The 22932-nt window shown below is 72.0% G+C and carries 15 protein-coding genes and 1 pseudogene; 9 read left to right on the plus strand and 7 right to left on the minus strand.

Going from position 1 to position 22932, the window contains the following annotated elements; translation table 11 throughout:
• Nucleotides 1-29 precede the first annotated feature (29 nt).
• A complete protein-coding gene (locus tag QMG73_RS06495) occupies nt 30-2753 on the plus strand; it encodes a beta-L-arabinofuranosidase domain-containing protein (protein WP_281893106.1) in 2724 nt (907 codons plus the stop codon).
• 45 nt (nt 2754-2798) lie between these two features.
• Here QMG73_RS06495 and QMG73_RS06500 read toward each other — a convergent pair whose 3' ends face one another.
• Both QMG73_RS06500 and QMG73_RS06505 read right to left on the minus strand, forming a co-directional pair.
• Nucleotides 2799-3380 carry an HAD family acid phosphatase gene (locus tag QMG73_RS06500; RefSeq protein ID WP_281893107.1) on the minus strand — a complete coding sequence of 194 codons (582 nt, stop codon included), beginning with the start codon at nt 3378-3380 and terminating at the stop codon, nt 2799-2801.
• 93 nt (nt 3381-3473) lie between these two features.
• Nucleotides 3474-3986 (minus strand): GNAT family N-acetyltransferase, encoded by a 513-nt coding sequence (locus QMG73_RS06505; protein ID WP_281893108.1) that lies wholly within the window; start codon nt 3984-3986, stop codon nt 3474-3476.
• A 430-nt stretch (nt 3987-4416) separates the two neighbouring features.
• On the opposite strand from QMG73_RS06505, the gene QMG73_RS46315 reads away from it, so the two are divergent.
• On the plus strand, nt 4417-4647 hold the full coding sequence (locus QMG73_RS46315; RefSeq protein ID WP_407676755.1) for a DUF1707 domain-containing protein: 231 nt from the start codon (nt 4417-4419) through the stop codon (nt 4645-4647).
• A gap of 446 nt (nt 4648-5093) precedes the next feature.
• Here the strand turns inward: QMG73_RS46315 and QMG73_RS46320 are convergent.
• Nucleotides 5094-6518, minus strand: a pseudogene (locus QMG73_RS46320) (transglycosylase domain-containing protein); the annotation flags it as partial.
• Between the two features lie 286 nt (nt 6519-6804).
• Here QMG73_RS46320 and QMG73_RS06515 point away from each other — a divergent pair.
• The 7 genes from QMG73_RS06515 (at nt 6805) to QMG73_RS06545 (ending at nt 19051) form a co-directional block, all read left to right on the plus strand.
• Nucleotides 6805-10983, plus strand: a complete 4179-nt coding sequence (locus QMG73_RS06515) for a WD40 repeat domain-containing protein (protein ID WP_281893110.1) — start codon at nt 6805-6807, stop codon at nt 10981-10983.
• A gap of 170 nt (nt 10984-11153) precedes the next feature.
• Nucleotides 11154-12176 carry a UDP-glucose 4-epimerase GalE gene (gene galE, locus QMG73_RS06520; protein WP_281893111.1) on the plus strand — a complete coding sequence of 341 codons (1023 nt, stop codon included), beginning with the start codon at nt 11154-11156 and terminating at the stop codon, nt 12174-12176.
• Nucleotides 12173-14371, plus strand: a complete 2199-nt coding sequence (locus tag QMG73_RS06525; protein WP_281893112.1) for an Agd3-related carbohydrate deacetylase — start codon at nt 12173-12175, stop codon at nt 14369-14371. The genes galE and QMG73_RS06525 overlap by 4 nt, the downstream gene beginning before the upstream one ends.
• A gap of 28 nt (nt 14372-14399) precedes the next feature.
• The gene (gene pelF, locus QMG73_RS06530; protein WP_281893113.1) at nt 14400-15914 is read left to right on the plus strand and encodes a GT4 family glycosyltransferase PelF; all 1515 of its coding nucleotides are present in this window, start codon (nt 14400-14402) and stop codon (nt 15912-15914) included.
• Nucleotides 15911-17329, plus strand: coding sequence for a hypothetical protein (locus QMG73_RS06535; RefSeq protein WP_281893114.1), 1419 nt, complete (start codon nt 15911-15913; stop codon nt 17327-17329). Before pelF ends, QMG73_RS06535 begins: the two co-directional genes overlap by 4 nt.
• Before the next feature lie 34 nt (nt 17330-17363).
• Nucleotides 17364-18098, plus strand: a complete 735-nt coding sequence (locus QMG73_RS06540) for a nucleotidyltransferase family protein (RefSeq protein WP_281893115.1) — start codon at nt 17364-17366, stop codon at nt 18096-18098.
• On the plus strand, nt 18095-19051 hold the full coding sequence (locus tag QMG73_RS06545; RefSeq protein WP_281893116.1) for an NAD-dependent epimerase/dehydratase family protein: 957 nt from the start codon (nt 18095-18097) through the stop codon (nt 19049-19051). Before QMG73_RS06540 ends, QMG73_RS06545 begins: the two co-directional genes overlap by 4 nt.
• On the opposite strand, the gene QMG73_RS06550 is transcribed toward QMG73_RS06545, so the two are convergent.
• The 4 genes from QMG73_RS06550 to QMG73_RS06565 are packed head-to-tail and all read right to left on the minus strand — an operon-like array spanning nt 19038 to nt 22932.
• Nucleotides 19038-19733: a hypothetical protein gene (locus QMG73_RS06550; RefSeq protein ID WP_281893118.1), complete on the minus strand. Its 696-nt coding sequence runs from the start codon at nt 19731-19733 to the stop codon at nt 19038-19040. The two genes, QMG73_RS06545 and QMG73_RS06550, sit on opposite strands and share 14 nt — an antisense overlap.
• Nucleotides 19734-19743: 10 nt before the next feature.
• Nucleotides 19744-20715 (minus strand): NAD-dependent epimerase/dehydratase family protein, encoded by a 972-nt coding sequence (locus QMG73_RS06555; protein WP_281893119.1) that lies wholly within the window; start codon nt 20713-20715, stop codon nt 19744-19746.
• Nucleotides 20712-22037: a nucleotide sugar dehydrogenase gene (locus QMG73_RS06560; RefSeq protein ID WP_281893120.1), complete on the minus strand. Its 1326-nt coding sequence runs from the start codon at nt 22035-22037 to the stop codon at nt 20712-20714. The genes QMG73_RS06555 and QMG73_RS06560 overlap by 4 nt, the downstream gene beginning before the upstream one ends.
• A gap of 16 nt (nt 22038-22053) precedes the next feature.
• Nucleotides 22054-22932, minus strand: a complete 879-nt coding sequence (locus QMG73_RS06565) for an endo alpha-1,4 polygalactosaminidase (RefSeq protein WP_281893206.1) — start codon at nt 22930-22932, stop codon at nt 22054-22056.

The raw sequence follows: 22932 nt of genomic DNA on the forward strand, positions 1-22932 counted from the left end.
CGCGAACATAGACAGCCTTCGGAGCTTTTATGTCACCGTCGTCGATCAGCCGTCGCCGCCTGCTGCAAGCCGCGGGCGCCACCGCCGTCGTCTCGGCCGCCCCTGCCGCCCTCGGCAGCACCGCCGCGCAGGCGGCGCTTCCACCGGCCCGCCCGGACATCGGCGTGTCCGCGTACCCATTCGAGCTCGGCCAGGTGCGGCTCACCGCCAGCCGCTGGCTCGACAACCAGAACCGGACCCTGTCGTACCTGCGCTTCGTCGACGTCGACCGGCTGCTCTACGTCTTCCGCACCAACCACCGGCTCTCCACCAACGGCGCCGCCGCGACCGGCGGCTGGGAGGCCCCGGGACACTTCCTGCGCGGGCAGAGCCAGGGACACTTTCTCACCGCGTGGGCGCAGGCCTTCGCGGTACTGGGTGACACCACCTGCCGCGACAAGGCGAACCACATGGTGGCCGAGCTCGCGAAGTGCCAGGCGAACAACGGCGCCGCCGGTTTCAACGCCGGGTACCTGTCGGCCGCACCCGAGGCCGACCTCACCACCATCGAGAACGGCGGCAGCGCGGGCGTGCCGTACTACTGCCTCCACAAGACGCTCGCCGGGTTGCTCGACGTGTGGCGGTACATCGGCAGCACTCAGGCGCGCGACGTGCTGCTCGCCTTCGCGGGGTGGGTCGACTGGCGCACCGCCCGCCTCTCGTACTCGCAGATGCAGAACACGCTGCGCGTCGAGTTCGGCGGGATGAACGCGGTGTTCGCCGACCTGTACCAGCAGACCGGCGACGCGCGGTGGCTGACCGTCGCGCAGCGCTTCGACCATGCGGCCGTCTTCGACCCGCTCGCGTCCAACCTGGACCGTCTTAACGGGCTGCACGCCAACACGCAGGTGCCCAAGTGGGTAGGTGCCGCCCGGGAGTACAAGGCGACCGGCACGACCCGGTACCGGGACATCGCCAGCAACGCGTGGAACATCACCGTCAACGCGCACACGTACGTGATCGGCGGCAACAGCGAGGCCGAACACTTCCGGCCGGCCAACGCCATCGCCGCGTACCTGGACTCGGACGTCTGCGAGCAGTGCAACACGTACAACATGCTCAAGCTGAGCCGCGAGCTGTGGCTGCTCGACCCGAACCAGGTGTCCTATTTCGACTACTACGAGCGGGCGCTGCTCAACCATCTCATCGGCGCGCAGAACCCGGCCGACGGCCACGGGCACGTCTGCTACTTCACCTCGCTGCGGCCAGGCGGCCGCCGCGGCGAGGCCGGACCGGCGGCCGGCGGCGGAAGCTTCAGCACCGACTACACGACCTTCTGGTGCTGCCAGGGCACGGGCATCGAGACCAACACGAAGCTGATGGACTCCATCTACTTCTACAACGGCACCACGTTGACCGTGAACCTCTTCATGCCGTCGGTGCTCACCTGGACCTCGCGCGGCATCACGGTCACCCAGAACACCAGCTACCCGGCCAGCGACACCACCACGCTGACCGTCACCGGCAGCGTCAGCGGGTCGTGGTCGATGCGCTTCCGCATTCCACTGTGGGCGGTCGGTGCCACGATCAGCGTCAACGGCATGGCGCAGAGCGTCACCGCGACGCCCGGCACGTACGCGACGCTGACCCGCTCGTGGACGTCCGGGGACGCGGTGACGGTGCGGCTGCCGATGAGCGTGGTGACGCGCGCCGCCAACGACAACGCCAACGTCGTGGCGCTCACGTACGGACCGGTCGTGCTGTCCGGCAACTACGGCAACACGACGCTCAGCGCGCTGCCGTCGCTGACCGCGGGCTCAGTGGCGCGCACGGGCACGAGCACGCTCGCGTTCACCGCGACGGCCAACGGCGCCACGGTCAACCTGGGACCGTTCTACGACGCGCACGGCCACAACTACACCGTGTACTGGAATGCCGGCGCCTCGTCCGGGTACCGGCTCGTCAACGCGAGCAGCGGGCTGGTGCTCGGCATCCAGGACATGTCCACAGCCGACGGTGGCCTCGCCCTGCAGTGGGGCGACACCGGCACCGCCGACCACGGCTGGGAGCTCATCGTCGACGGCACCGCGCTGCGCCTGCGCAACGTCAACAGCGGCAAGGTGCTCGGCGTGGAGGGCATGTCCACCGCCGACAACGCCCGGGTGATGCAGTGGGCCGACAACGGCACCGCCGACCACCGCTGGACGGTCGTCGACGTGGGCGACGGCACCCACAAGCTGCGCAACGCGCACACCGGAAAGCTGCTCGCCATCCTCAACGGCTCCACCGCCCAGGGCGCGCAGGCCATCCAGGATCCCGACAACGGCAGCGCCGACAACCAGTGGCGGTTCGTGCCCAACGGCTCCCGCCGCATCCAGAACCTGGCCAGCGGGCTCGTGCTCGGCGTCACCAACATGTCCACAGCGGACGGTGGCCTCGTCGTCCAGTGGGGCGACAACGGCACCGCCGACCACCTGTGGACCGCGGTCGTCGACACCGGCGGATACCTGCGGCTGCGCAACTCGCACAGCGGCAAGGTGCTCGGCGTCGAGAACGGCGCCAACGCCAACGGCGCGCGCGCCGTGCAGTGGGCCGACGACGGCACCAACGACAACCGGTGGCGCCTGCGCTACGGCGGCAACGGCTACTTCCGGATCCAGTGCGCGAACGGCGGCCGCGTCCTGGGCGTGAGCGGCGGGTCGACCGCGCAAGGCGCCCAGGTCGTTCTCTGGGACGACAACGGCACGAACGACCACCTCTGGCGCTTCATCTGAGCGGGGGCGGCCGGCCAGCCCCCTGAACCGGCCGCCCCTACCCTGTTACGAGAGTTGTCCGTCGTAGTCGGGGAGCTTGAAGGTGCGCTCGGCGTGGCCGCCGGTGAGGTCGGTGGTGTTGTTGCCGATGTTCGCCACGATCGTGTAGCCGCGCCGCTCGATGGCGATCCGGGCGTTCGTCTTCAGGCTCTCGACGGGCTGGAAGTCGAACGTGGGCCGCGTATACAGCCCGTCGACCGGGTAGTCGGCCTCGTCCAGGTTGTACTCCGTCCAGGGTTCGATGATCTCTGGCCGGTTGGTCACGAAGAACACCGCCGCACCCGCGGCTCTGGCTTGCCGCGCGACCTCCAGGATGGGCGCGGTCGCGGGCAGCAGCAGGCTGTCCGAGTACTCGTCGACCAGCGCCGTGTTGTCGATGTCCAGCACGATCGCGGCGCGCACCCGGGTGTCGGGTAGGCGTGCGGCCAGGTACGACTCGGCAGCGTCAGCGACCACCGTGACGTCCGCGATCCATGTCTCGTACGACGGCAGGGCCGCGGCCGCCGCGCCGTGAGCGGCGGTCGCCGGCGCCACCATGGCCAGAATCGTGGCGCCGACCACCGCACCACGGCGAAGTCCAGAGCGCATCGCATGTCCCCTCTTCACACCCAGATCTTTCACACCAGGAAAAGCGAGCGTTTTTCATTATTGGGGACAGCGTGAGCCCTGTCGATACCCTGTTCAGACCTCGTCGCGCAGGACGCCGTAGAGCAGCGTGTCGTGCCAGGTGCCGTCGCGGAACGCGTGGCCGCGCATGACGCCCTCGCGCTGGAAGCCGACCTTCTCCAGGGAACGCTGCTCGGCGATGTTGCCCACGTCGGTGGCGGCCTCGATCCGGTGCACCTGGGTGTGCGCGAACAGGTACCGCACCAGCAGCCGCTGCGCCTCGGTGCCGTAGCCCTTGCCCTGGAACTCGGGCAGCAGGCCGATGCCCATGTTCCAGCAGTACGAGCTCATCGACGTGACGACCTTGCGCCAGGCGACGAAGCCGAGCGCGTCGGCGCCCAGCGCCACCATCAGCGTGCCGCCGTCGTCGCCGAGCAGCCCGTTCTCGGCCCACCGGCGGCGGAACCGGAACGGGTCCTTCCAGCCGTGCCACTCGAACGGTCCCGCCACCTCCGGCTCCGCGAGGAAGCGTTCGATCACCTTGAGGTCCGCCTCGGTCACCGAGCGGAGCGCCACGTCATCTGCCATCGCGGCAAAGGATAATCGGCGCCGCACCGGGTATCGGGCCGCCAGTACGATCCACTGCCATGCCCGACTACTCCCGCGACCCGGTGCGGCGCGTGCCGGCGGCGATGCTGGCGCACGCGTTCGCCACCGGAGCCCTCGATCGCGCCGAGTACGAGGACCGCCTCGATCGGCTGCGGGAGGACCCACCCGACCTGACCCGCCTGCTGTGGCGCCTGCCGCAACCCGCTTACGTCACGCGCGGCGTCAACGCCGTCCTGAGCGCGCCCGACCGGGCGTACGCGCGAGCGTTGCTCGGCGTGCTGGAAGGCGTACCGGACGATCCCGCGATCCGCGGCGCCGGCTGGCCGACCGGATCGAGGCGGCGTTCACCGTCGGCGACCCGCACGCCATCACCGCCGCCCAGGTGCGGACCACCCACCAGGACCGCCGGATGGTGCTGAAGCTGCTGCGGGCGGCCGAGCGCGACGGCCGGCTGGGCGTGGCCGAGTACGCCGAACGCGAGCAGCAGGCGGCCGCCGCGAAGAATGACGAGGAACTGTCCGCGCTCCTGGCCGACCTGCGGCGCCCATCGTCGACGCGCACCGGGCGCCGCGAGACCCGCGCCTCGGCGCAGGATCGGCAGGATACCGCCAACGGGCTCCAGCAGGCCCCGCTCAGCTGAGCCTCGCCGCCGGGCTCGGGGCTGGTGGTCGGGGTCGGCGATGGGCTCGGGGACGGGGATGTGGTTCGCTCGGGCTGTGGCTCGGTGGACGCGGATGGCGCCGGCTGGGCCGTGGCCCGAGGGGCGGCGCCCACCGTCGGCGTGACGGGCGCGGAGGAGGCCGGTCCGGGTACCGCGGCGTTGCCGGCGCCGTTCCGGCCGATGAAGGCGGGCGGCGGGAACGGCGGTGGCGCACCCGCGCGGCCGCTCTCCCGCACCGCCGCCCCGCACACCTGGCCGACGGTGGCGGTCGCGCTGCGCCCGTTGCCGCGCACCACGAGCGGGGCCGGCTCATCGTGGCCGAGCCAGGCCACGACGGCCAGCCCTCTCGTGTACCGGGCGCACCAGGCGTCGGAGATGCCGGCGCCGGCGCCGAACGGCACCGTCGCGTGGATGGCGGCGACCGCACCGGTGCCGGGGTCGCCGTGTCGAGAGAGCACATAGGACACGTCCGCCGCTACCGGCGCGGGCAGCGCCCGCCGCGGCGCCGGCCGCTCTGGCCGGTACAGGTTGCGCTCGCCGGGAAACGCGACCTCGGCGACGAAGTGGCCGGCGGCCCGCCGGCCGCCGGCGGCGAACGTGGCGTACACGGTCGCCAGATCCGCGACGGCGACCGGATAGTGGCCCAGCGCCACGTCGGCGCGGGTGCGTCCGGGGGTCGGCTCGCCCGGCCCGTCGACCAGCGCCGGGCCGGCGGGATAGGTTTCAGGTATCCCCGCCCGCTTGGCCGTCCGGGCGACGGCGTCCGCTCCCACCCGTTCGGCGAGCGCGTAGTAGGGCGTGTTCAGGCCGCGGCTCAGCGCGTCGTCGAGGCGGCAGGCCGGGCACTGGACGTCGTCGCGGTTGTGGAGCGCCACGCCGTGCCGGTCGGCGAACGACTGCGGCGAGGTGCCGTTCCAGCGCGAGCCGAACCCGATGCCCTCGGCGAGGGCGGTCGCCAGTGCGATGGGCTGGAACAGCAGGCCGGGACGGCGGGGGGCGGTGGCGTCGTCGAAGAACCCGTAGCCCCGCTCCCCCGCGTAGTAGCCGCGTACCGCGCCCGTCTCCGGCTCGACGGCCACGGCCGCGGCGCCCGGTTTGGCGGCCGGTTGGGTGACTGAGTGATCGGCGGCGGCTCGGGAACGCGCCACCAGTTCGCGCTGCACGCCGGCGTCGATGGTGGTGACCACGCGCAGCCCGCCCGTGTGGAGCTGTTGCGCGGTGACGCCCAGCAGGCTCAGCTCATGCTCCACCCTGGACACGACGGCGCCGGTGGGTCCGCGCAACGGATCCGCCGCCGCGGGCGGCAGGACCTCCGGATAGCGGGCCTCCCGCTCGCCCATGGCGTCGACGATCCAGCGCCACCTGTCGCGGGCCGCCGCCGGATCCACCGCCGGATCGAGGCGGTACGGATCCTTGATGACCGTGGCCAGGACCGCGGCCTGCGCGAGCGTCACCTTCTCGACGCCGACACCGAAGTAGGCGCGGCTGGCGGAGTCGATGCCGTAGGCGCCGCGTCCAAAGTAGATAGTGTTCAGGTACCGTTCGAGGATCTGGTCCTTGCCGAGCCCGCGTTCCAGCTTGACCGCCAGCATCGCCTCCCGCGCCTTGCGCCGCACCGTCCGGTCCTGGTTCAGGTAGGCGTTGCGCACGTACTGCTGGGTGATCGTCGACGCGCCCTCCGCCCCGCCGGACGTGACGTTCACCCACAGCGCCCTGCCGACACCGCGGGCCGACACTCCCGAATGCTCGTAGAACCCCCGGTCTTCGGCGGCGAGCACCGCGTCGCGCAGGTGCCGCGGCACGGTTCGCAACGGCACCTGGCGCCGGTCGGTCGTGCCGACCCTGGCCATCTCGGTCCGGCCGTCGCTGAAGAGCAGTACCGATGCCTGCGGCGCCTCGGCCCGCGGCGGCACGCCGGTCAGCGCGTACGCCCACGACGCCGGCCCGACCAGCGGCGACACCGTGCCGAGAACGACGACGCACCACCGGGTCCACCGGTGCCTCACGATCCTGCGGAAGCCTCCCACGCCCGGCCAACGAGCGGCGTGCCCCCCGCTGACGGCCGTGTCATCCTGTCGACATCAGGCATCGATCGGGGTCCTCCCAAAGAGGGGTTGATTCCTGGACAATCGACGGGTGCCGCTAGGGGAGGATCAAGAGGTCGCCGTCGAGCAGGCCCGGCGCGGGGTACGGGCCTGGGTCCGCGACGCCGGTCGCCGGGCGGGGCGGACCACGCCGTACACCGTCCTGGCCCTGCTGGTGGCGGCCGCGGTCGCACCGGTCGCCGCGGTGACGCTCGGGGCCAGCGCGGCCTACACGGCGCTGCTCGGGCAGATCGGCGCCATCGGCGCGGGGCACTTCGGGGCGCTGCTGTCCGACACCGCCAACCGGCTGCGCCGCCGCACGCCGCAGCCGACCGGCGAGCAGTGGCGGGAGGCGGTGGCCGAGGCGCTGGCGCCGGCCCTGGCCGCCAACGACGAGCGCGCGCAGGCGCTGCGCGTCGAGGTGAGCCAGGTGCTGCGCGGCGTCGACGCGGTGGCGGTGGCGTTCGCCGAGTCGATCGCCGAGTCGGGTACGGGCAGCCAGGAGCTGCGGGAGCAGTTGGCGGCGGCGGTGTCGGTGCTCGGCGTGGAGATCGACGAGCTGCGGTGGCTGGTCCACGACGCGGTGGCGGCGCTCGACGGGCTGCAGGAAGACGTGGCGGTACAGAACAGCGTGCACCGCGAGCAGGTCGACCTGACCCGGCGGGTGTACGTGGCCGTCACCCAGCTGCGGCAGGAGGTCCTGCGCGGGCCCGCCGCCAGCGCGCCAGCCGCGACGCCGGACGAGCCGCACACGCCACCGGATCCGCTGGCCGCCTGCCCGTTCCCCGGCCTCGCCAGCTTCCAGCCCGAAGACGAGGAGTGGTTCTTCGGCCGCGACGGGGCCACCGCGGAGCTGCTGGCCCGCCTGGCCGAGCAGGTGACGGGCGGCGCGCCGCTGGTCGTCACGGGCGCGTCCGGCGTCGGCAAGTCGTCGCTGGTCCGCGCCGGCCTGCTGCCCGCGGTCGCGCGCGGCGGGCTGCCGGTGGCCGGTTCGGAGTCGTGGCCGTGGCTGCTCATGACGCCCGGCGCCAAGCCGTTGACGGAGCTGGCCGCCCGCACGGCCGCCCTCGCCGGAGTGTCCGCTGTGGACGCCCTGCGCCAGTTGCGGGACGGCCCGGACGCATACGGGGCGCTCGCCACGCAGGCCGCGCTGGCGGCGCGGCCGCCGGACGGTCCGGCCGACGATCGTGGGCCACGCCTCGTCGTCGTGGTCGACCAGTTCGAGGAGCTGTTCACGCTGTGCGCCGACCCGGCCGAGCGGGAGCTGTTCGCCACGGCCCTGGCGAGCGCCGGGCCGGCCCTGGTCGTGCTGGCCGTACGGTCCGACTTCTTCCCGCAGTGCACGTCGCTGCGGCCGCTGCTGCCGGCGCTGGCCGCCGGCCCCGCCGTGGTCAGCCCGCTCGGCGTCGGCGAGTTGCGCAGCGCCGTGGTCGGTCCGGCCGAGCGCGCGGGCCTGGAGCTGGAGTCCGGCCTGGTGGAGCTGCTGCTGACCGAGCTCGGTGCCCGAGACGGCGGCTACGAGTCCGGCGCGGTGCCGCTGCTCGCCCACGCGCTGCGGAGCACCTGGCTGCGGCGGCAGGGTCGCCGGTTGACGATCGAGGGGTACCGGTCAGCCGGCGGCGTCCGTGACGCCGTTGCCGACACGGCCGAGCGCATCTACGTCTCGCTCGACGACGGCGGAAAGGCCCGGTTGCGCGCCGGGCTGCTGGGCCTGGTCGCGATCGTCGAGGGTGCGGGAGCGGTACGCCGGCGCGGCCCCCGGTCCAGCATGACGCCGGAGGTGCTCGACCGGCTGGTCCGGGCCCGGCTGGTCACCGCCGACGCCAACAGCATCGAGATCAGCCACGAGGTGCTGCTCAGCGCGTGGCCCCGCCTCGCCGACTGGCTCGAGCAGGACCGCCACGCCATCGTCACGCGGCAGCGGCTCACCGAGGCGGCCCACTACTGGGCGGAGTCCGATGAGGACAGCGACGCCCTGTACCGGGGCGCCCGCCTGGCCGCCGCGCAGGACTGGGCCGCGGGGCGCGACGGCGTCGGCGAGGTCGAGCGCCGGTTCCTCGACGCCAGCGAGGCGGCCGCCGAGGCGGTGCTTATTTCGGAGCGGCGCCGCGGCCGCCGGCTGCGTCGACTGGTAGCCGGGCTGGCAACCGCGCTCGCGGTCGCGGTCGCGGCGGCTGGGTTCGCGGTGGAGCAGCGCTCCGAGGCGCAGCGCCGGGCCGACGACGCGCTGTCCCGGCAGTACGCGGCTGAGTCGCTGGCCAGCGTCGAAGGCGACCAGGCGCGGGCGATACAGCTGGCGCTCTCCGCCTGGCGAACCAGCCAGACCCCGCAGGCGCGCGGCGCGCTGCTGTCGGCGCAGATGCTGCCCTTCACCGGCCGGCTGGGCAACCAGCCCGGCGGCCTCGCCGTGGCGCTGAGCGGCGACGGCACCCGCGCGGCGGTCGGCCACGGCGACGGCGCGGTACGGCTGTGGGACGCCGCCGAGCACCGCCTGCTGCGGGAGCTGACCGGCCACGGCGCGCAGATGGGGTCGATGGCGTTCTCGCCGGACGGCACGATGCTGGCCACCGGCGCGCTGGAGGCCAACGGCGTCCGGGTCTGGGACGCCACCAGTGGTGACCAGATCCGGGTCCTGGCGGCCGCCGGCTTCGTCGCCTGGCTGCCGGACGGCGGGCTCGCCGCGTTCGCCGTCAGCACGGCCGGAAAGCCGGTCATCGGCGTCTTCGACCCCCGCACCGGCGCCACCCGCGCCGAGCTGCCGGTCGGCGACATCGTCTCCGACCTGGGCGTCAGCCCCGACGGCCGGTACCTGGCCGCCGGACTGCCCAAGAGCGGCGGCATCCGCGTGTGGCGGCTGTCCGACCGCGCCGTGATCGCCGACCTGCGCGTCAACCAGGCGGAGTCGGCGGTGCCGCTGGCCTTCTCGCCCACCGGCGAGCTGGCCGGGGCGGGGCTGGACGGCGAGATCCGCGTCTGGCGGCTGCCCGACGGTGCCCTGGTGCGCACCCTGCGGCGCCTGGAGGGCGGCACGGTCGGGCAGCTGGCGTACACGCCGGACGGGTTCCTCCTCGCCACCGGCGGCGGCCGCGACCTGGCCGCGTGGGACGCCGACACGGGCGTGCCGGTGACCTCCTACACCGGCTTCGAGGGCACGCCGCTGGACGTCGCGGTGGCCGCCAACGGCAAGGTGGTCGCCGCCACCGGCCTCGACGACACGACGATCCTGTGGCAGCGCGCGACCGCGTGGCTGCCGCACACCACGGCGGTGTTCGACGCGCGGTTCGACGGGACCGGGCGCCGGTTGGCGACCGCCGCCACGGACGGCATGGTGCGGCTGTGGGACACCGGGTCCCGCGAGGTCGTCGCGACGCTCCCCCACCAGGCGGCGGTCGACGACATCGCCTGGTCCCCGGACGGCACCCTGGCCACCGTGACCGTCGACGGCACCGTGCGCCTGTGGGGCGCCGACGGCAGGGAACGGCACCGGTTCACCGTCGCGCCGCGGCGGCCGGGCTCGCTGGCCTTCGCGCCCGACGGCGGCACCCTGGCCGTGTCCGCGGGCCAGCCGCTGGACACCGGCGGTGGCGGCGAGCAGCCCGGGCCCGAGTACACGCTGCACGTCTGGGACGCCCGCAGCGGCGCCGAGCGCGGGGGGCTCGACCTGGGCACGGCCGGCACCGACGCGATCACCTTCACGCACGACGGCGCGCACCTGCTGGCCGCCACCTACGACCTGGAGCTCGTCAGCGCCTCGGAGACCCGCGCCGAGGCCGTGCTGCGCCGGTGGCGTACGGACGACCTGACCGAGCTGTCGAGCGTGCCGCTGGGCGACGAGCAGGTCATGGACCTGTCGGTCAGCCCGGACGGCGGCACGCTCGCGGTGGTGGGCACCGGGCGCTCGGTGCGGCTCTGGCGCCTCGACGGCGGCGGATGGCGCACCATCGCCGAGCACCCCGCGCCGATCCGCGAGGCGGCGTTCTCGCCCGATGGCGCCACCCTCGCCACCGTCACCAGGAACGACACGGTGATCCGCCTCTGGGACGTGCGCACCGGCAACCTGTCGGCCAACCTGACCGGGCAGGCCAGCCTGCTCAACGCGGTCGACTTCGCACCCGACGGCAGGACCCTCGCCACGGCCGCGTCCGGCGCGTCGGTCGGGCTGTGGACCCTGGACGTGCGGGAGGTTACCGACCGCTTGTGCCGTGTCGTGGGCGATCACCCCTCCTGCTGAGCCATCCGCCGCACGGCCCGCCGGCCTCATCCGTTCGCCCGCCCGCCATCCGGCGCCCGTGCCACGCCGCATCACGCTTCCGGTCGGGTCTTCGGCGGACAAGCGCCACCACCACCGAAAGTAACGCCTCGGTGACGCGAACATCACGCGGCGGGTGTTAGCCAACACCCATGACGAAGGCTCTGATAGCCGGCGGCGCCGGATTCATCGGCAGCACCGTCGCTTCGGCCTGCCTGGACGACGGCGTCGTCACGCCGGTGATCCTCGACAACCTGAGTACCGGCCGGCCGGAGTTCGTCCGTGGCCGGATCTTCTACCAGGGCGACATCGCCGACGCCAGGCTCGTCGACAAGATCTTCGCCGAACACCCGGACATCGAGACCGTCGTACACTGCGCCGCCCTCATCGTCGTGCCGCAGTCGGTGGTGCAGCCGCTGCGGTACTACAACGAGAACGTCGCGAAGTCGGTGGCGTTCCTGGAGAGCGTCATCGAGAACGGCTGCCGCCGCATCCTGTTCAGCTCGTCGGCGTCGATCTACGAGGTCGGCGGCGACGGAGGGCTCGCCGTCGACGAGCTGTCGCCGATCGCGCCCACGAGCCCGTACGCCAGCGGCAAGGCGATGGTCGAGCAGGTGCTCCGGGACTGCGTGCGGGCCTATGGCGTACGCGTCATCGCCTTGCGCTACTTCAACCCGATCGGGGTCGACCCGCTGCTTCGCACCGGCCCGCAGTCGGCCGCCTCCTGCCACGTACTGGGCAGAATGGTGGCGGCGGCGCGCGCGGGCGAGCCGTTCACCCTGACGGGCGTGGACTGGCCCACCCGCGACGGGTCCGGGGTACGCGACTACGTGCACGTCTGGGATCTGGCCCGCGCGCACGTGCTCGCGCTGCGCCGGTTCGACGAGATCATTCCTCCCTACTGGCCGGAGCGCTACGAGGCGATAAACCTGGGCACCGGCCGGGGAACCACCGTTCGCGAGCTGCTCGCCGCGTTCGAAGCGGTGACGGGGCGACCCATCCGCGTCCGTGAGGCGCCTCGGCGCTCCGGCGACTGCGTGGGCGGCTTCAACGTCAGCAGGCGCGCGCACGAGCTGCTGGGCTGGTGGCCCAGCTTGTCATTGGAAGACGCCATCCGAAACGAGCTGCGCTGGGCAGCACTCCGGGACAGCCCCGGGAAGGCGGAATACTCATGAACACTCGTTATGTGACCGGACGCCGTTCCGCGCTCGCGGCAGCGGTGTCGGTGGTGCTGGTGCTGGGCGTGCTGGCCGCCGGTGGAAACCAGGCGGTCGCGAAACCGGGCGACAAGGACCCCGGCGGCGTGCTCGGCGCCGGCCAGGGCGGTGTGGTGGGCGGCGGCAAGCTGCGGCCGACCAAGCCGGAGGTCCCGAAGGCGCAGCCCAAGCCGAAGGAAGACAAGCCGATACCGGTCAAGGACCCGAAGAAGCCCCCCGGACCGTCCACCTCGACGACCAGGACGGCCTCGTTGAGCCTGGCGGCCGTCGCGGCGGCACCGGAGAAGGTCGCGCTGCGCCAGCTCGTCATCGCGTTGGACAGCAACGACTTCGGGCTGGCCACCTGGACGTCCACTCTGGACCGGATCGGCACGCCGTACGACGTGCTGCTCGCGGCCAGCGAGCCGCTGACGTGGGAGCGGCTGACCCGCCCCGACGGCGGCGGCCGGTACACGTCGATCCTGCTGTCGAACAACTCGCTGCTGCACTCGGACGGGGCGGGCGGCTTCGTGAGCGCCTTCGACGCCGACGAGTGGAACCTGCTGTGGCAGTACGAGCGGGACTACAAGGTGCGCCAGGTCTCGCTGTACACCGCCTACGGCCAGTTCCCCGAGGACTACTGCCTGCGGGCCGGCACCGAGGGCGGCGTCGGCGAGACACCGATGAACGCCACGTTGACCACGACGGGCAGGACGCAGTTCGACTACCTGACCACGACGGTCCAGGTGCCGATCACACTGTCCTATGTGTACCGGTCGACGCTGGCCGCCGGTTGCGCGGCGACCTCCACCGTCGTCTCGGGCACCAGCGTGCTCGGCGTCATCACCACCTCGACCGACGGCCGGGAGCGGGCGGCGCTGACGTTCACCTCGAACCAGTACCTGTTGCAGACCTTCCTGCTGACGTACGGCATGGTCCGCTGGGCGACCAAGGGCGTGTTCGTCGGCGAGCGGCGGCACTACCTGGAGGCCGACGTCGACGACTGGTTCAACTACACCGACCACCTCTTCCCCGACGGTCACCTCGAGTCCGACCCCGGCTTCCGGATGTCGGGCACCGACGCCAACTCCGCCAACCAGCAGCAGAGCGCCATGCGCAGCCGGTACCCGCGGGCCAGCCAGTTCACGCTCAACGTGCCCTACAACGGCGAGGGCATCAACCGCAACGCCGCGGCGCTGTGCACGAGCCTGCTCAGCCCTGACCCGCTGACCAGCTACTCGCGCTGCCTGCGCAACAACTTCCGGTGGATTAACCACACGTTCAGCCACCCGAAGATGAACTTCACGACCTACGCGGAGAGCCTCAACGAGATCCAGCGGAACCTCACGGTCGGCCGTCAGATCAACCTGACCGTGCCGACCCCGATCCTGAAGACCGGGGAGTACTCGGGACTCGGCGTCTACCACCCGGATCCGACCAACGACATCGACCCACCCACCGACCACGGCCTGCTGGCCTCCAACGGCGAGATGCTGCGGGCGGCCAAGGACGCGGGCGTGAAGTACCTGCACGGCAACATGTCGTTCCCGTCGCACGTGCCGTCGTGCTTCAACTGCGGCATCTGGCACCCGATGGAGCCCAGCCTGATGCTCGTGCCGGACTGGCCGACGAACATCGCCTACCACGTGACCGCACCGGCCGAGGAGACGCTGTTCTACAACTCCTACTACGGGCCCAACGGGAAGTTCCCGTTCTGGCCGCGCGACCTCACGTACAACGAGATCATCTCGTACGAGACGGACATCGCGCTGCAGCACGTCGTGAGCGGCTCGGCCTACGCGCACACGTTCCACCAGGGCAACCTGCGCCAGTACGCCAGCGGCAAGAGCCTGACGTTCGACTGGGCCAACGAGGTCGCCCGCAAGTTCAGCCTGTACTACCGGGTGCCGCTGCAGACACCCAACTGGCAGGGCCTGGCCGCGTACGTCGCCAACCGGACCACTCACTTCGCGTCCACGAGCGCGGGCGCGGACGTGGTCTGGGACCGCACCGCGAACACGCTGACGCTGACGTCGCCAGCGGCGGGCGGGCTGTTCCTGAACGGCGTGCGAGCGACGGGATTCGCCGCCTACGGCACGGACTCGATCTCGTGGGTGCCGTTCGGAGCGAACGCGTCGCTGACGCTCACGCCGGTGCCGCGAACCACCGCGTGAGACACGGTCTGGTCTGAAGGGGGCGGCAATGACGATCACACTGCGCGCCGCCGCGCCGCCGGTCACCGACCGGGTGCCGTCCCAACCAGGGGCGGCCACCCGGGCCGGGGGCCCCGGCGGCGGACACCGGCGCATCGCGCTCGTCTCCGAGGGCACGTACCCGTACCACCTCGGTGGCGTGAGCGTCTGGTGCGACCAGCTCATCCGCGGCATCGGGGAGCACCGGTTCTCGGCGGTCGCGCTCACGGTCACGGGCCTGGAGAAGAGCCTGTGGACACCGCCGCCCAACCTCGCCGAAATCATCAACGTTCCACTGTGGGGACCGGTGCCGAGGCGGCCGCGGCGGCGGGTGCCGGGATGGCGCTTCCACCAGGCGTACCAGGCGTTCGCGCGGGCTCTGGTGTCGCCTCCGGCGATCGGTGCCGTCGCCACGCGGCGCACGGGCGAGGAGTTCACCTACGCGCTGCACGGCCTCTTCCAGTACGCCCAACGCGCCGACCTCGGCGACGCGCTGCTCTCGGACCGGGCGCTGACCCAGCTGATGGACGCCTGGCAGGCGACCCGCGAAGACCGCGCGCTCACCCTGGCCGAGGCGCTCATCGCCACCGACCTCATCGAGCACACCCTGCGGCCGCTGTCCCTGCCACCGGTCGATGTGGACATCTGCCACCTGGCGATGAACGGGCTCTGCGCGCTGGTGGGTCTGGCCAGCAAGTGGACGTACGGCTCCCGGATCGTCATGTCCGAGCACGGCGTGTACCTGCGCGAGCGGTACCTGAACATGGTCGACGAGCCGCTCCCGCACGCCGTGAAGGTGTTGCTGCTCAACTTCTTCCGTTCACTGGCCATCGCCGCGTACGTGTCGGCGGACGTGCTCGCCCCGCACTCCAGCTACAACCGGCGCTGGGCACTGCACCACGGTGCCGACGAGGATCGCATGTGGACGATGTACAACGGCGTCGATCCGGCCGAGTTCCCGGTGGCCGACGGCGAGCCTGACGTACCGACCATCGTGTTCATGGGTCGCGTCGACCCCATCAAGGACCTGCACACGCTCATCAACGCGTTCGCGCTGGTGCGCGCCGAGATTCCCAACGCCCGGCTGCGCATGTTCGGCCCGGTCGCCACGGGCCAGTGGGCGTACTACGACAGCTGCCGCGCGCTCATCGACCACCTGCGCCTGGAGCACGCCGCCACGTTCGAGGGCCGGGTCACCCGCCCCACCGAGGCGTACCACGCCGGCCACATCGTCGTGCTCAGCAGCATCTCCGAGGGCTTCCCGTACACGGTGGTGGAGTCGATGGCGACCGGCCGGCCGGTGGTGTGCACCAACGTCGGCGGCGTGGCCGAGGCGGTCGGCGACGCCGGCTTCGTGGTGCCGCCGCGCGACCACCGGGCGATCGCCGACGCCTGCCTCTCGCTGCTGCTGGACCCCCAGCTGCGGCGCTGGCTCGGCACCGCCGCCCGGGAACGGGTCCTCAACAGGTTCACCCTCGACCAGTCGCTCGACGACTACCGCCGGGTCTACCAGGAGCTGTCATGACGACCGAGCCAACCGGCGTGACGGACCGACCCACGCACGGCGTCGACCCGGTCGAGGAGCTGGCCGAGCGGGTACGCCCCCTGTGCGGCAGCGCCGTGGACGCGTTGCAGGTGGCGGCCGTACTGGAAAGCGACGGCATGACCGACCGGACCGCGCGCGACATCTACGGGTACAGCGACGTCTTCGTCCTGGCCAGCGAGGTCCACCGCCGGGTGCCGCCTCCCGAACCCCGCATCGAGACGCGGCCGCGCCAGCGCTGGCAGACGGCGCGCGAGCTGTCGCACGGCCTCATGTACGCGCTGCCGAGCGCCGCCTTCCCCGCCGTCCTCGGGCTGCTGGGCACGCGGAGCCTGGTGGCCGGCATGGTGCTCGCCACCGCGACCGGCTGGGTCTGGGGCATGGGCCTCAGCAGCGTCGCGTACCGGATGCTCGGCAAGGGCCGGCCGGACGCCGCGGTGCTGGTGCTGCGGTGGGGCGTGGCGCTGGGTCTTGTCGTGGCCGGGGCCGGCGCGGCCCTGCTGGTCCGGGCCGAGAACCTCCCGGCGGGTGTGATCGCGCTCGTGGTCACCCAGGTCGGCTTCCAGCTGGCGGTCGGCGTGCTGGTCTTCCGCCGGCTGGAGGTCCTGGTGTTCGCGGCCCTGCTGCCCACGGTCGCGCTCGGCGCGCTGCACATGTCTCGCGGGCGACCGTCCGAACTGGACGCCGTCGTCGCCACCACCGCGGCCACGTCCGTGGCGATGGCTCTGGTCGCCGCCTACGCCGTCCTGTGGCGCCGGCCCGACCGGGTCGCCAGCGACCGCCCGCCCGCGGTAGCCCGGGAAGTGTGGAGCACCCTGCCGATCGTGGTGTACGCCTCCCTCTCCGCGGCCTACCTGCTCTTCATCGACGTCCGGTTCGTGACCGCGCCGACGGATCTGGCCATCGGCGCGGCGCCACTCGTGCTCGCCATGGGTGTGGTGGAGTGGCGGGCCCGCCGCTTCCAGGAGACCGGCGTCGGGCTGCTCCGGAAGATCCGTTATCCCTGGCAGTTCCGGCTGCCGATCTGGACGGCCTTCGCCCGCGGTGTCGGCGTGAGCCTGCTGGTACCGGCAGTGCTGGCCGTGGCGCTGCTGTTCGCGCTGGCGCGCGCCGGCCTGCTCACCGAGCGCGGCGTGGTGGTGACGGGCGCGCACGTGCTGCTCGCCGGCGCCTACTTCGCCGGGTTCGTACTGATCAACCACGGCCGGCTGCCCTGGGTGCTCGGCGTGCTGGGAGCGGTGTTCGGCGGGCTCCTGGTGGCCGTCGCGACCGTCGTGCCGCGCCTGGCGCCCTACGGCGAAGCGCCCATCTTCCTCGCCAGCAACGCGATGCTCCTGGCCCTGCTCGTGATGGTGCTGGCCACCAGCCTGCACACCATACGGCTCTACCGATGGTAAAAAAACTCTACCGATGGCAGAAAGGGAATGACTCATGCACGTGGTGATTCTCGCCGGCGGTCGCGGAGTGCGGCTCCGCCCTTACACGACGGCGCTTCCGAAACCGCTCGTGCCCATCGGCAACGAGTACGCGATCCTCGACATCATCCTGCAACAGCTGCGCGCGTACGGGTTCCGTTCGGCGACGCTCGCCATCGGGCACCTCGGCTCGCTCATCCAGGCGTTCGTCGGCGACGGATCCCGCTGGAACATGACCGTGGACTACGCCGACGAAGACCGTCCACTATCGACGATCGGGCCGCTGTTCAACATCATCGACCAGCTGCCGGAGCACTTCCTGGTGATGAACGGCGACGTGCTCACCGACCTCAACTACGGCGACCTGCTGAACGCGCACATCGCCTCGGAGGCGCCCCTGACCGTGGCCACCTACCGGCGCAGCGTAAAAATCGACTTCGGCTGCCTGGAGACCAACAACGTCCACGAGATCGTCAGCTTCACCGAGAAGCCCACCCAGTCGTACGCGGTGAGCATGGGCATCTACGGGCTGTCGGCGAAGACCCTCGCCCCGTACCCCAAGGGCATGCCCTTCGGCTTCGACGACCTCGTACTGGACCTGCTGGCTCGCGGCAGCCACCCCGCCGCGCACGAGTTCGACGGGTTCTGGCTCGACATCGGACGGCCCGACGACTACGACGAGGCGAACCAGCGGTTCGAGGAGCTGCGCCCGCTGCTGCTGCCGAACGTCCTCGAAGGCGCCACCGCATGAGAGTGCTGGTGTTCGGTGCCTCCGGCTTCCTGGGCGAGCAGGTGTGCCGGGCGCTGACCGCCGACGAGCGCGTCACGCAGGTCATCGCGGCCGGTCGCCGCTCGTCCACGGCGGGACTGCCGCGGGTACAGCACGACCTGGCGACCGGCACCCCGGCACAGCTCGCGGAGCTGCTCGTCGCCACCCGGGTCGACGCGGTGGTGAACTGCGCGGGGCGGCTGTCCGGTACGGGGGTCGAGCTGGCGAGCGGAAACACCATCGCGGTCGCGGCGCTCATCGAGGGCGTCGAGACGGCCGGGGAGCAGCGGTCACACCGGAGCCCACCCGGGCAGCCGCCGCGGCTCGTCACGCTCGGCTCGGCGGCCGAGTACGGCGTCGTCGAGCGGGCCCGGCCGGTACGCGAGACCGACTGCGCCCGGCCGGTGAGCGCCTACGGCGTGACGAAGGCGGCCGCCACCCGGCTCGTCGAGGTCGCCGCCGCCGAGGGGCGGGTAGACGGGCTCGTGCTGCGCCTGTTCAACCCGGTCGGCCCCGGCGTACCGGTGGAGAACGTCGCCGGGCGCGCCGTCCGGCAGATCCGGGACGCCCTGGTCGAGGGCGGCGACCGGATCCACCTGGGACCGTTGGGGGCCTACCGCGACTTCGTCGACGTACGCGATGTCGCCTCGGCCGTGGTCGCGGCGGTGTTCGCGGGCGCACCGTCCGAAGTGGTGTGCAATGTGGGCTCCGGGATCGCGGTGCCCACCCGCGAGCTGATCCGCCTGCTCGCCGACGCCGCCGCCTTCGCCGGCGAGATCGTGGAGGCGGACCCGCCGTCCGCCAAGTCGCCCGGCGTCGACTGGATCGCCGCCGACCTCACGCATACCGCCGCCGTTCTGGGCTGGGCACCGCGGTTCGACCTGGCGGCCTCCGCGCAGGCGACCTGGGTGCACGCGGCGGTCACAAACGGGTGAGCTCCCGGTTGCTGACGAAGCACGGCATGTGGAACTGGCTGGCCCGCCGGATCGCGAACTCGGTCAGCTCAGCCGTGTCCGCGTAGTCCAGGGCGTACAGGTCGACACCCAGCTCGCGTAGCCGCTCGGCGTACTGCGCGTGCACGGCCAGGGTGTCGCTGGGCCAGGGCGTGTATCCGCCGTCGTCGGTCCAGCGCACCGAGAACGACTCGAACAGCACGCCGTCGACGAGTTCGCCGAGCGCGGGAAGCAACCCGAAGCCACGGTTGGCCAGCAGGTAGGCCGGGTACGTCGCGTCGCGCAGGCGCCGCACGAGGTCGAGCAGGTGCGGCACCTCGTCGGGAAACGTGAACTCGATGTTCAGGGTGTCCAGGAACAGCCCGGAGAAGTCGCGGCGCAGCATGTCGACCGCCTGACCGAGCACATGGGACACCCAGCCGGGATGGTCGACGTACACGAAGGCGCCACCCCAGTCGGGATTGTGTTCGGTGCGCTGCCAGGGCTGGGGCGGGCCCGGGTCCTCGGTGAGGCTGAGATAGCCCAACGCCTGGACGTCACGGTCGAGCAGCCAGCGCAGCTGGGTACTGGTGTGCTGGTTGGCCTGCAGCACGACCCGCCGGTAGCCGGCCAGCTTGGCCACCTGATTGTCGCCGTAGTAGAAGGCTATCTCCGCGCCCGCCATGGCGTTCTCCTCAACGGTCGTCCCGATACCAACGGTCGTCCCGGTACCACTCGAAGGTGTGCCGCACACCCTCTTCCAATGAGACCTTCGGCTCGAAGCCGGTCAGCGCGCGCAGTTTCGTGATGTCGGGGCAGCGCTGGGCCACCGAGCCGGGCGGCGCGGGAAGCGGCTGGAGCGCCGGCGCGAAGCCCGCGACGCGCAGCACCAGCTCGGCCAGGTCGCCGACGCCGGTCGGTTCGGTGTCGTTTCCGATGTGGACGATCTGGCCGGTCGCCTGGTCGCTCGACATCAGCCGCACCATCGCCTCGACCGCGTCGTCGACGTGGCAGAACGCGCGGGACTGCTCGACGCCGTACACCCGGAACGGGTCCTCGCGACCGATCGCCCGCAACGACAGCTCCGGTATCACGTGGTCGGCGCCCATCCGCGGGCCGTACACGTTGTGGAACCTGCCCACGACGCACTCCAGCTCCCTGGCGCGAGCGGTGTGCAGCACGGCCGCCTCGCCCCACAGCTTGCTGACCGCGTAGGCGAACCGCGGCGCGGCCACGTCTTCGATCAGCAGCGGCACCTCCTCCGCGGTCGGCACCGGTGCGAGGCCGGCGCTGACCGTGCCGGCGTAGGTCTCGCTGGTCGACGCGAAGAAGAGGCGCTCCCCCGGGTGCAGCCAGTCCAGCAGGTGCAGCAGGGCGAGGGTGTTGACGCGCAGGACCCGGGCCGGGTCGCGTTCGACATTGCGTACGCCGACGACGGCGGCCAGCAGGTACACCTGGTCCCAGCCGTGCGGCAGGCCGTCGTAGGCCGCCGCCGAGGTCAGGTCGGCCTGGAACACCTGGACGCGCGGGCGGATCGCGGCCAGCTCCCGGTCGTCGCGGCCCCGGGAGAAGTCGTCGACGAGCGTGACCGAATGCCCGTCGGCGAGCAGCCGCCGCGTCAGGTGCAGCCCGATGAAGCCCGCTCCGCCGAGCACGAGGGCTCTCATGGTGCCGACCTCGCTCCCACGGGCTCGTAACCGATGCCGGCGTACCGGGCGCCGCGACCGAGCACAGTGGACTCGTCGAGGATGCGCCACGAGTCGTACACCAGGCGGGTGCGGCCACCGGACATCAGGTGCTCCAGGTCGAGCCGCCGGTACTCGGGGTGGTCGGTGATGAGCAGTACCGCGTCCGCGCCGGCGAAGCCCGCGTACACGCCCACCGGCTCGCCGCCGTACGCCCGGATCACGTCGTCGGCCACGAGCGGGTCGTGACCCGTCACTCGCAGCCCGGCCGCGCGGAACACCGGCATCATCCCGGCGATCGGCGTGCCGCGCATGTCGTCGGTGGGCGGCCATCCCTTGTACGCCCAGCCGAGCACGCACAGCGTCGCGCCGGCGGTGTCACCCATCAGCTCGACCACCCGCCGGGCCACGTGCGCGGGCAGTTCCTCGTTGAGCTGGCGGGCCCGGCCGACCAGGTACGGCTCGTGGTCCCGCTGGTGTGCGGTGTCGATGAGCAGGTACGGGTCTTTGGACAGGCAGCCGCCGCCGACGTACCCGGGCTTGGCGATGTCGGGCCGCGGGTAGTCGAGGTTCGTCGCCCGGATCACCTCCAGCGGGTCGAGGCCGAGCCGCTCGGTGAGCATCGCGACCTCGTTGCCGAACGAGTAGATGAGGTCGGTGTGGCAGTTGTTGGTGAGCTTGACCAGCTCGGCGACCTCCAGGCTGGACACCGGTACCAGCGAGCGCGCCAGCCCGCCGAACATCGCGAGTCCCAGGCGCTGGCTGTCTTCGTCGAGGCCGCCGACGACCTGCGGCAGCTCGACCAGCTCCCGCAGGGCCTGGCCCTGGATCGTCCGCTCGGGCGCCATCACCAGCTTCGGGTCGGCGCCCCACCGGTCGCGCAGCACCGGCAGCACGATCGCCCGGGTGGTGCCGACCGGTACCGTGCTGCGCACCACGACGAGGACCTCGGGGCCGCACCGCTCCCCGATGTACTCGGCCGCCGCCGCGAGGTTCTTCAGGTTCGGCAGGTGGGTGGCGTCGTCGGTGGGCGTGGACACGCAGATGACCACGGCGTCGACGGGCTCGTCCGGCAGTTCCGTGCCGACCATGATGGAGTGTCCGATGTGCTCGGCGAACACCTCCGCCACGCCCGGTTCGTAGATGTGCGGCCGGCCGGCGGCCAGCGAGTCCAGCACGGCGGGCTGGGTGTCGACCCCGTACACGGTGAAGCCCTTGCGGGCCAGCGCCGCGGTCAGGGTCAGGCCCACATAGCCCATGCCGATGACGCCGATCCGCTGGAAGGCGCGCGTTTCACTTGTCACCCTGGGCCTCCTTCGATCACGAGCAGGGTGGGTCGACCCGGTCCAGTGGCTGGGTCGTGACATAGCCGGTGAACCGCTCCTCGCGGTACCTCCGGCACGCCCCCTCGACGTGCGAGGGGCTGGTGGCGTAGTCGACGGCGAGGACCACCTTGCCGGCGTCGCGCAGCCGCCGCGTGGCGGCGAGGTTCTCGGCGCAGAAGTCCGCGGTACACGGCTCGTCGGTGGCCAGGAAGAACAGCTCCTCCATGCCGATGCCGTCGACCGCCTCGGTGTAGCCGCGCTGGTCCTGCAACTCGGGGGCGTTCTGCGGCACGATCCAGAAGTCGGGCCGCACCCGTTTGGCGTGCTGGCTGGCGCGCGCGATCAGGTCGGCCATGCTGGCGGCCAGGCTGTCGCGCGTCTCGCCCGGCACCAGCGCCAGGTCTATCTCCTCGTACGCCAGCGGGCTGTCCAGGTACGCACCGTCGAAGCCGGCGGCCAGGGCCTGGTCCAGGCGCGGCCGGACGACACCGTCCCACCAGCGGCTGTCCCAGTACCGGACGAAGTGCTCCTCCGGCCAGTCCTCCCAGCGGTTGAGCATCAGGCCGTCGGCCCGTACCCGATCGGCCTCCGGCCGGTAGTTCTCGATCGCGCCGATCTCGAAGTAGGCCAGCACCCGCTTGCCAGACTCGCGCACCGCGGCGATCTCGTCGCGCGTGAAGTATCCGGAACCGGAGTCCCGGGCGAGGTCGACGACCGCGAGATCGTGCGGCGACGCGGCGACCGCGTCCAGCCGGCCGTCGGCGTAGCCCTGCAACTGGTACACCCAACCGCCCCTGGCCGGCTCCTCAGTGGAGGATGGGCAGCCCGGCAGCAGGGAACCCACCACCAGCACGACACAGCAGACCGTCGTCAT

Origin of the sequence: Phytohabitans aurantiacus (assembly GCF_027923225.1) — a bacterium.
Classification (GTDB): Bacteria; Actinomycetota; Actinomycetes; order Mycobacteriales; family Micromonosporaceae; genus Phytohabitans; species Phytohabitans aurantiacus.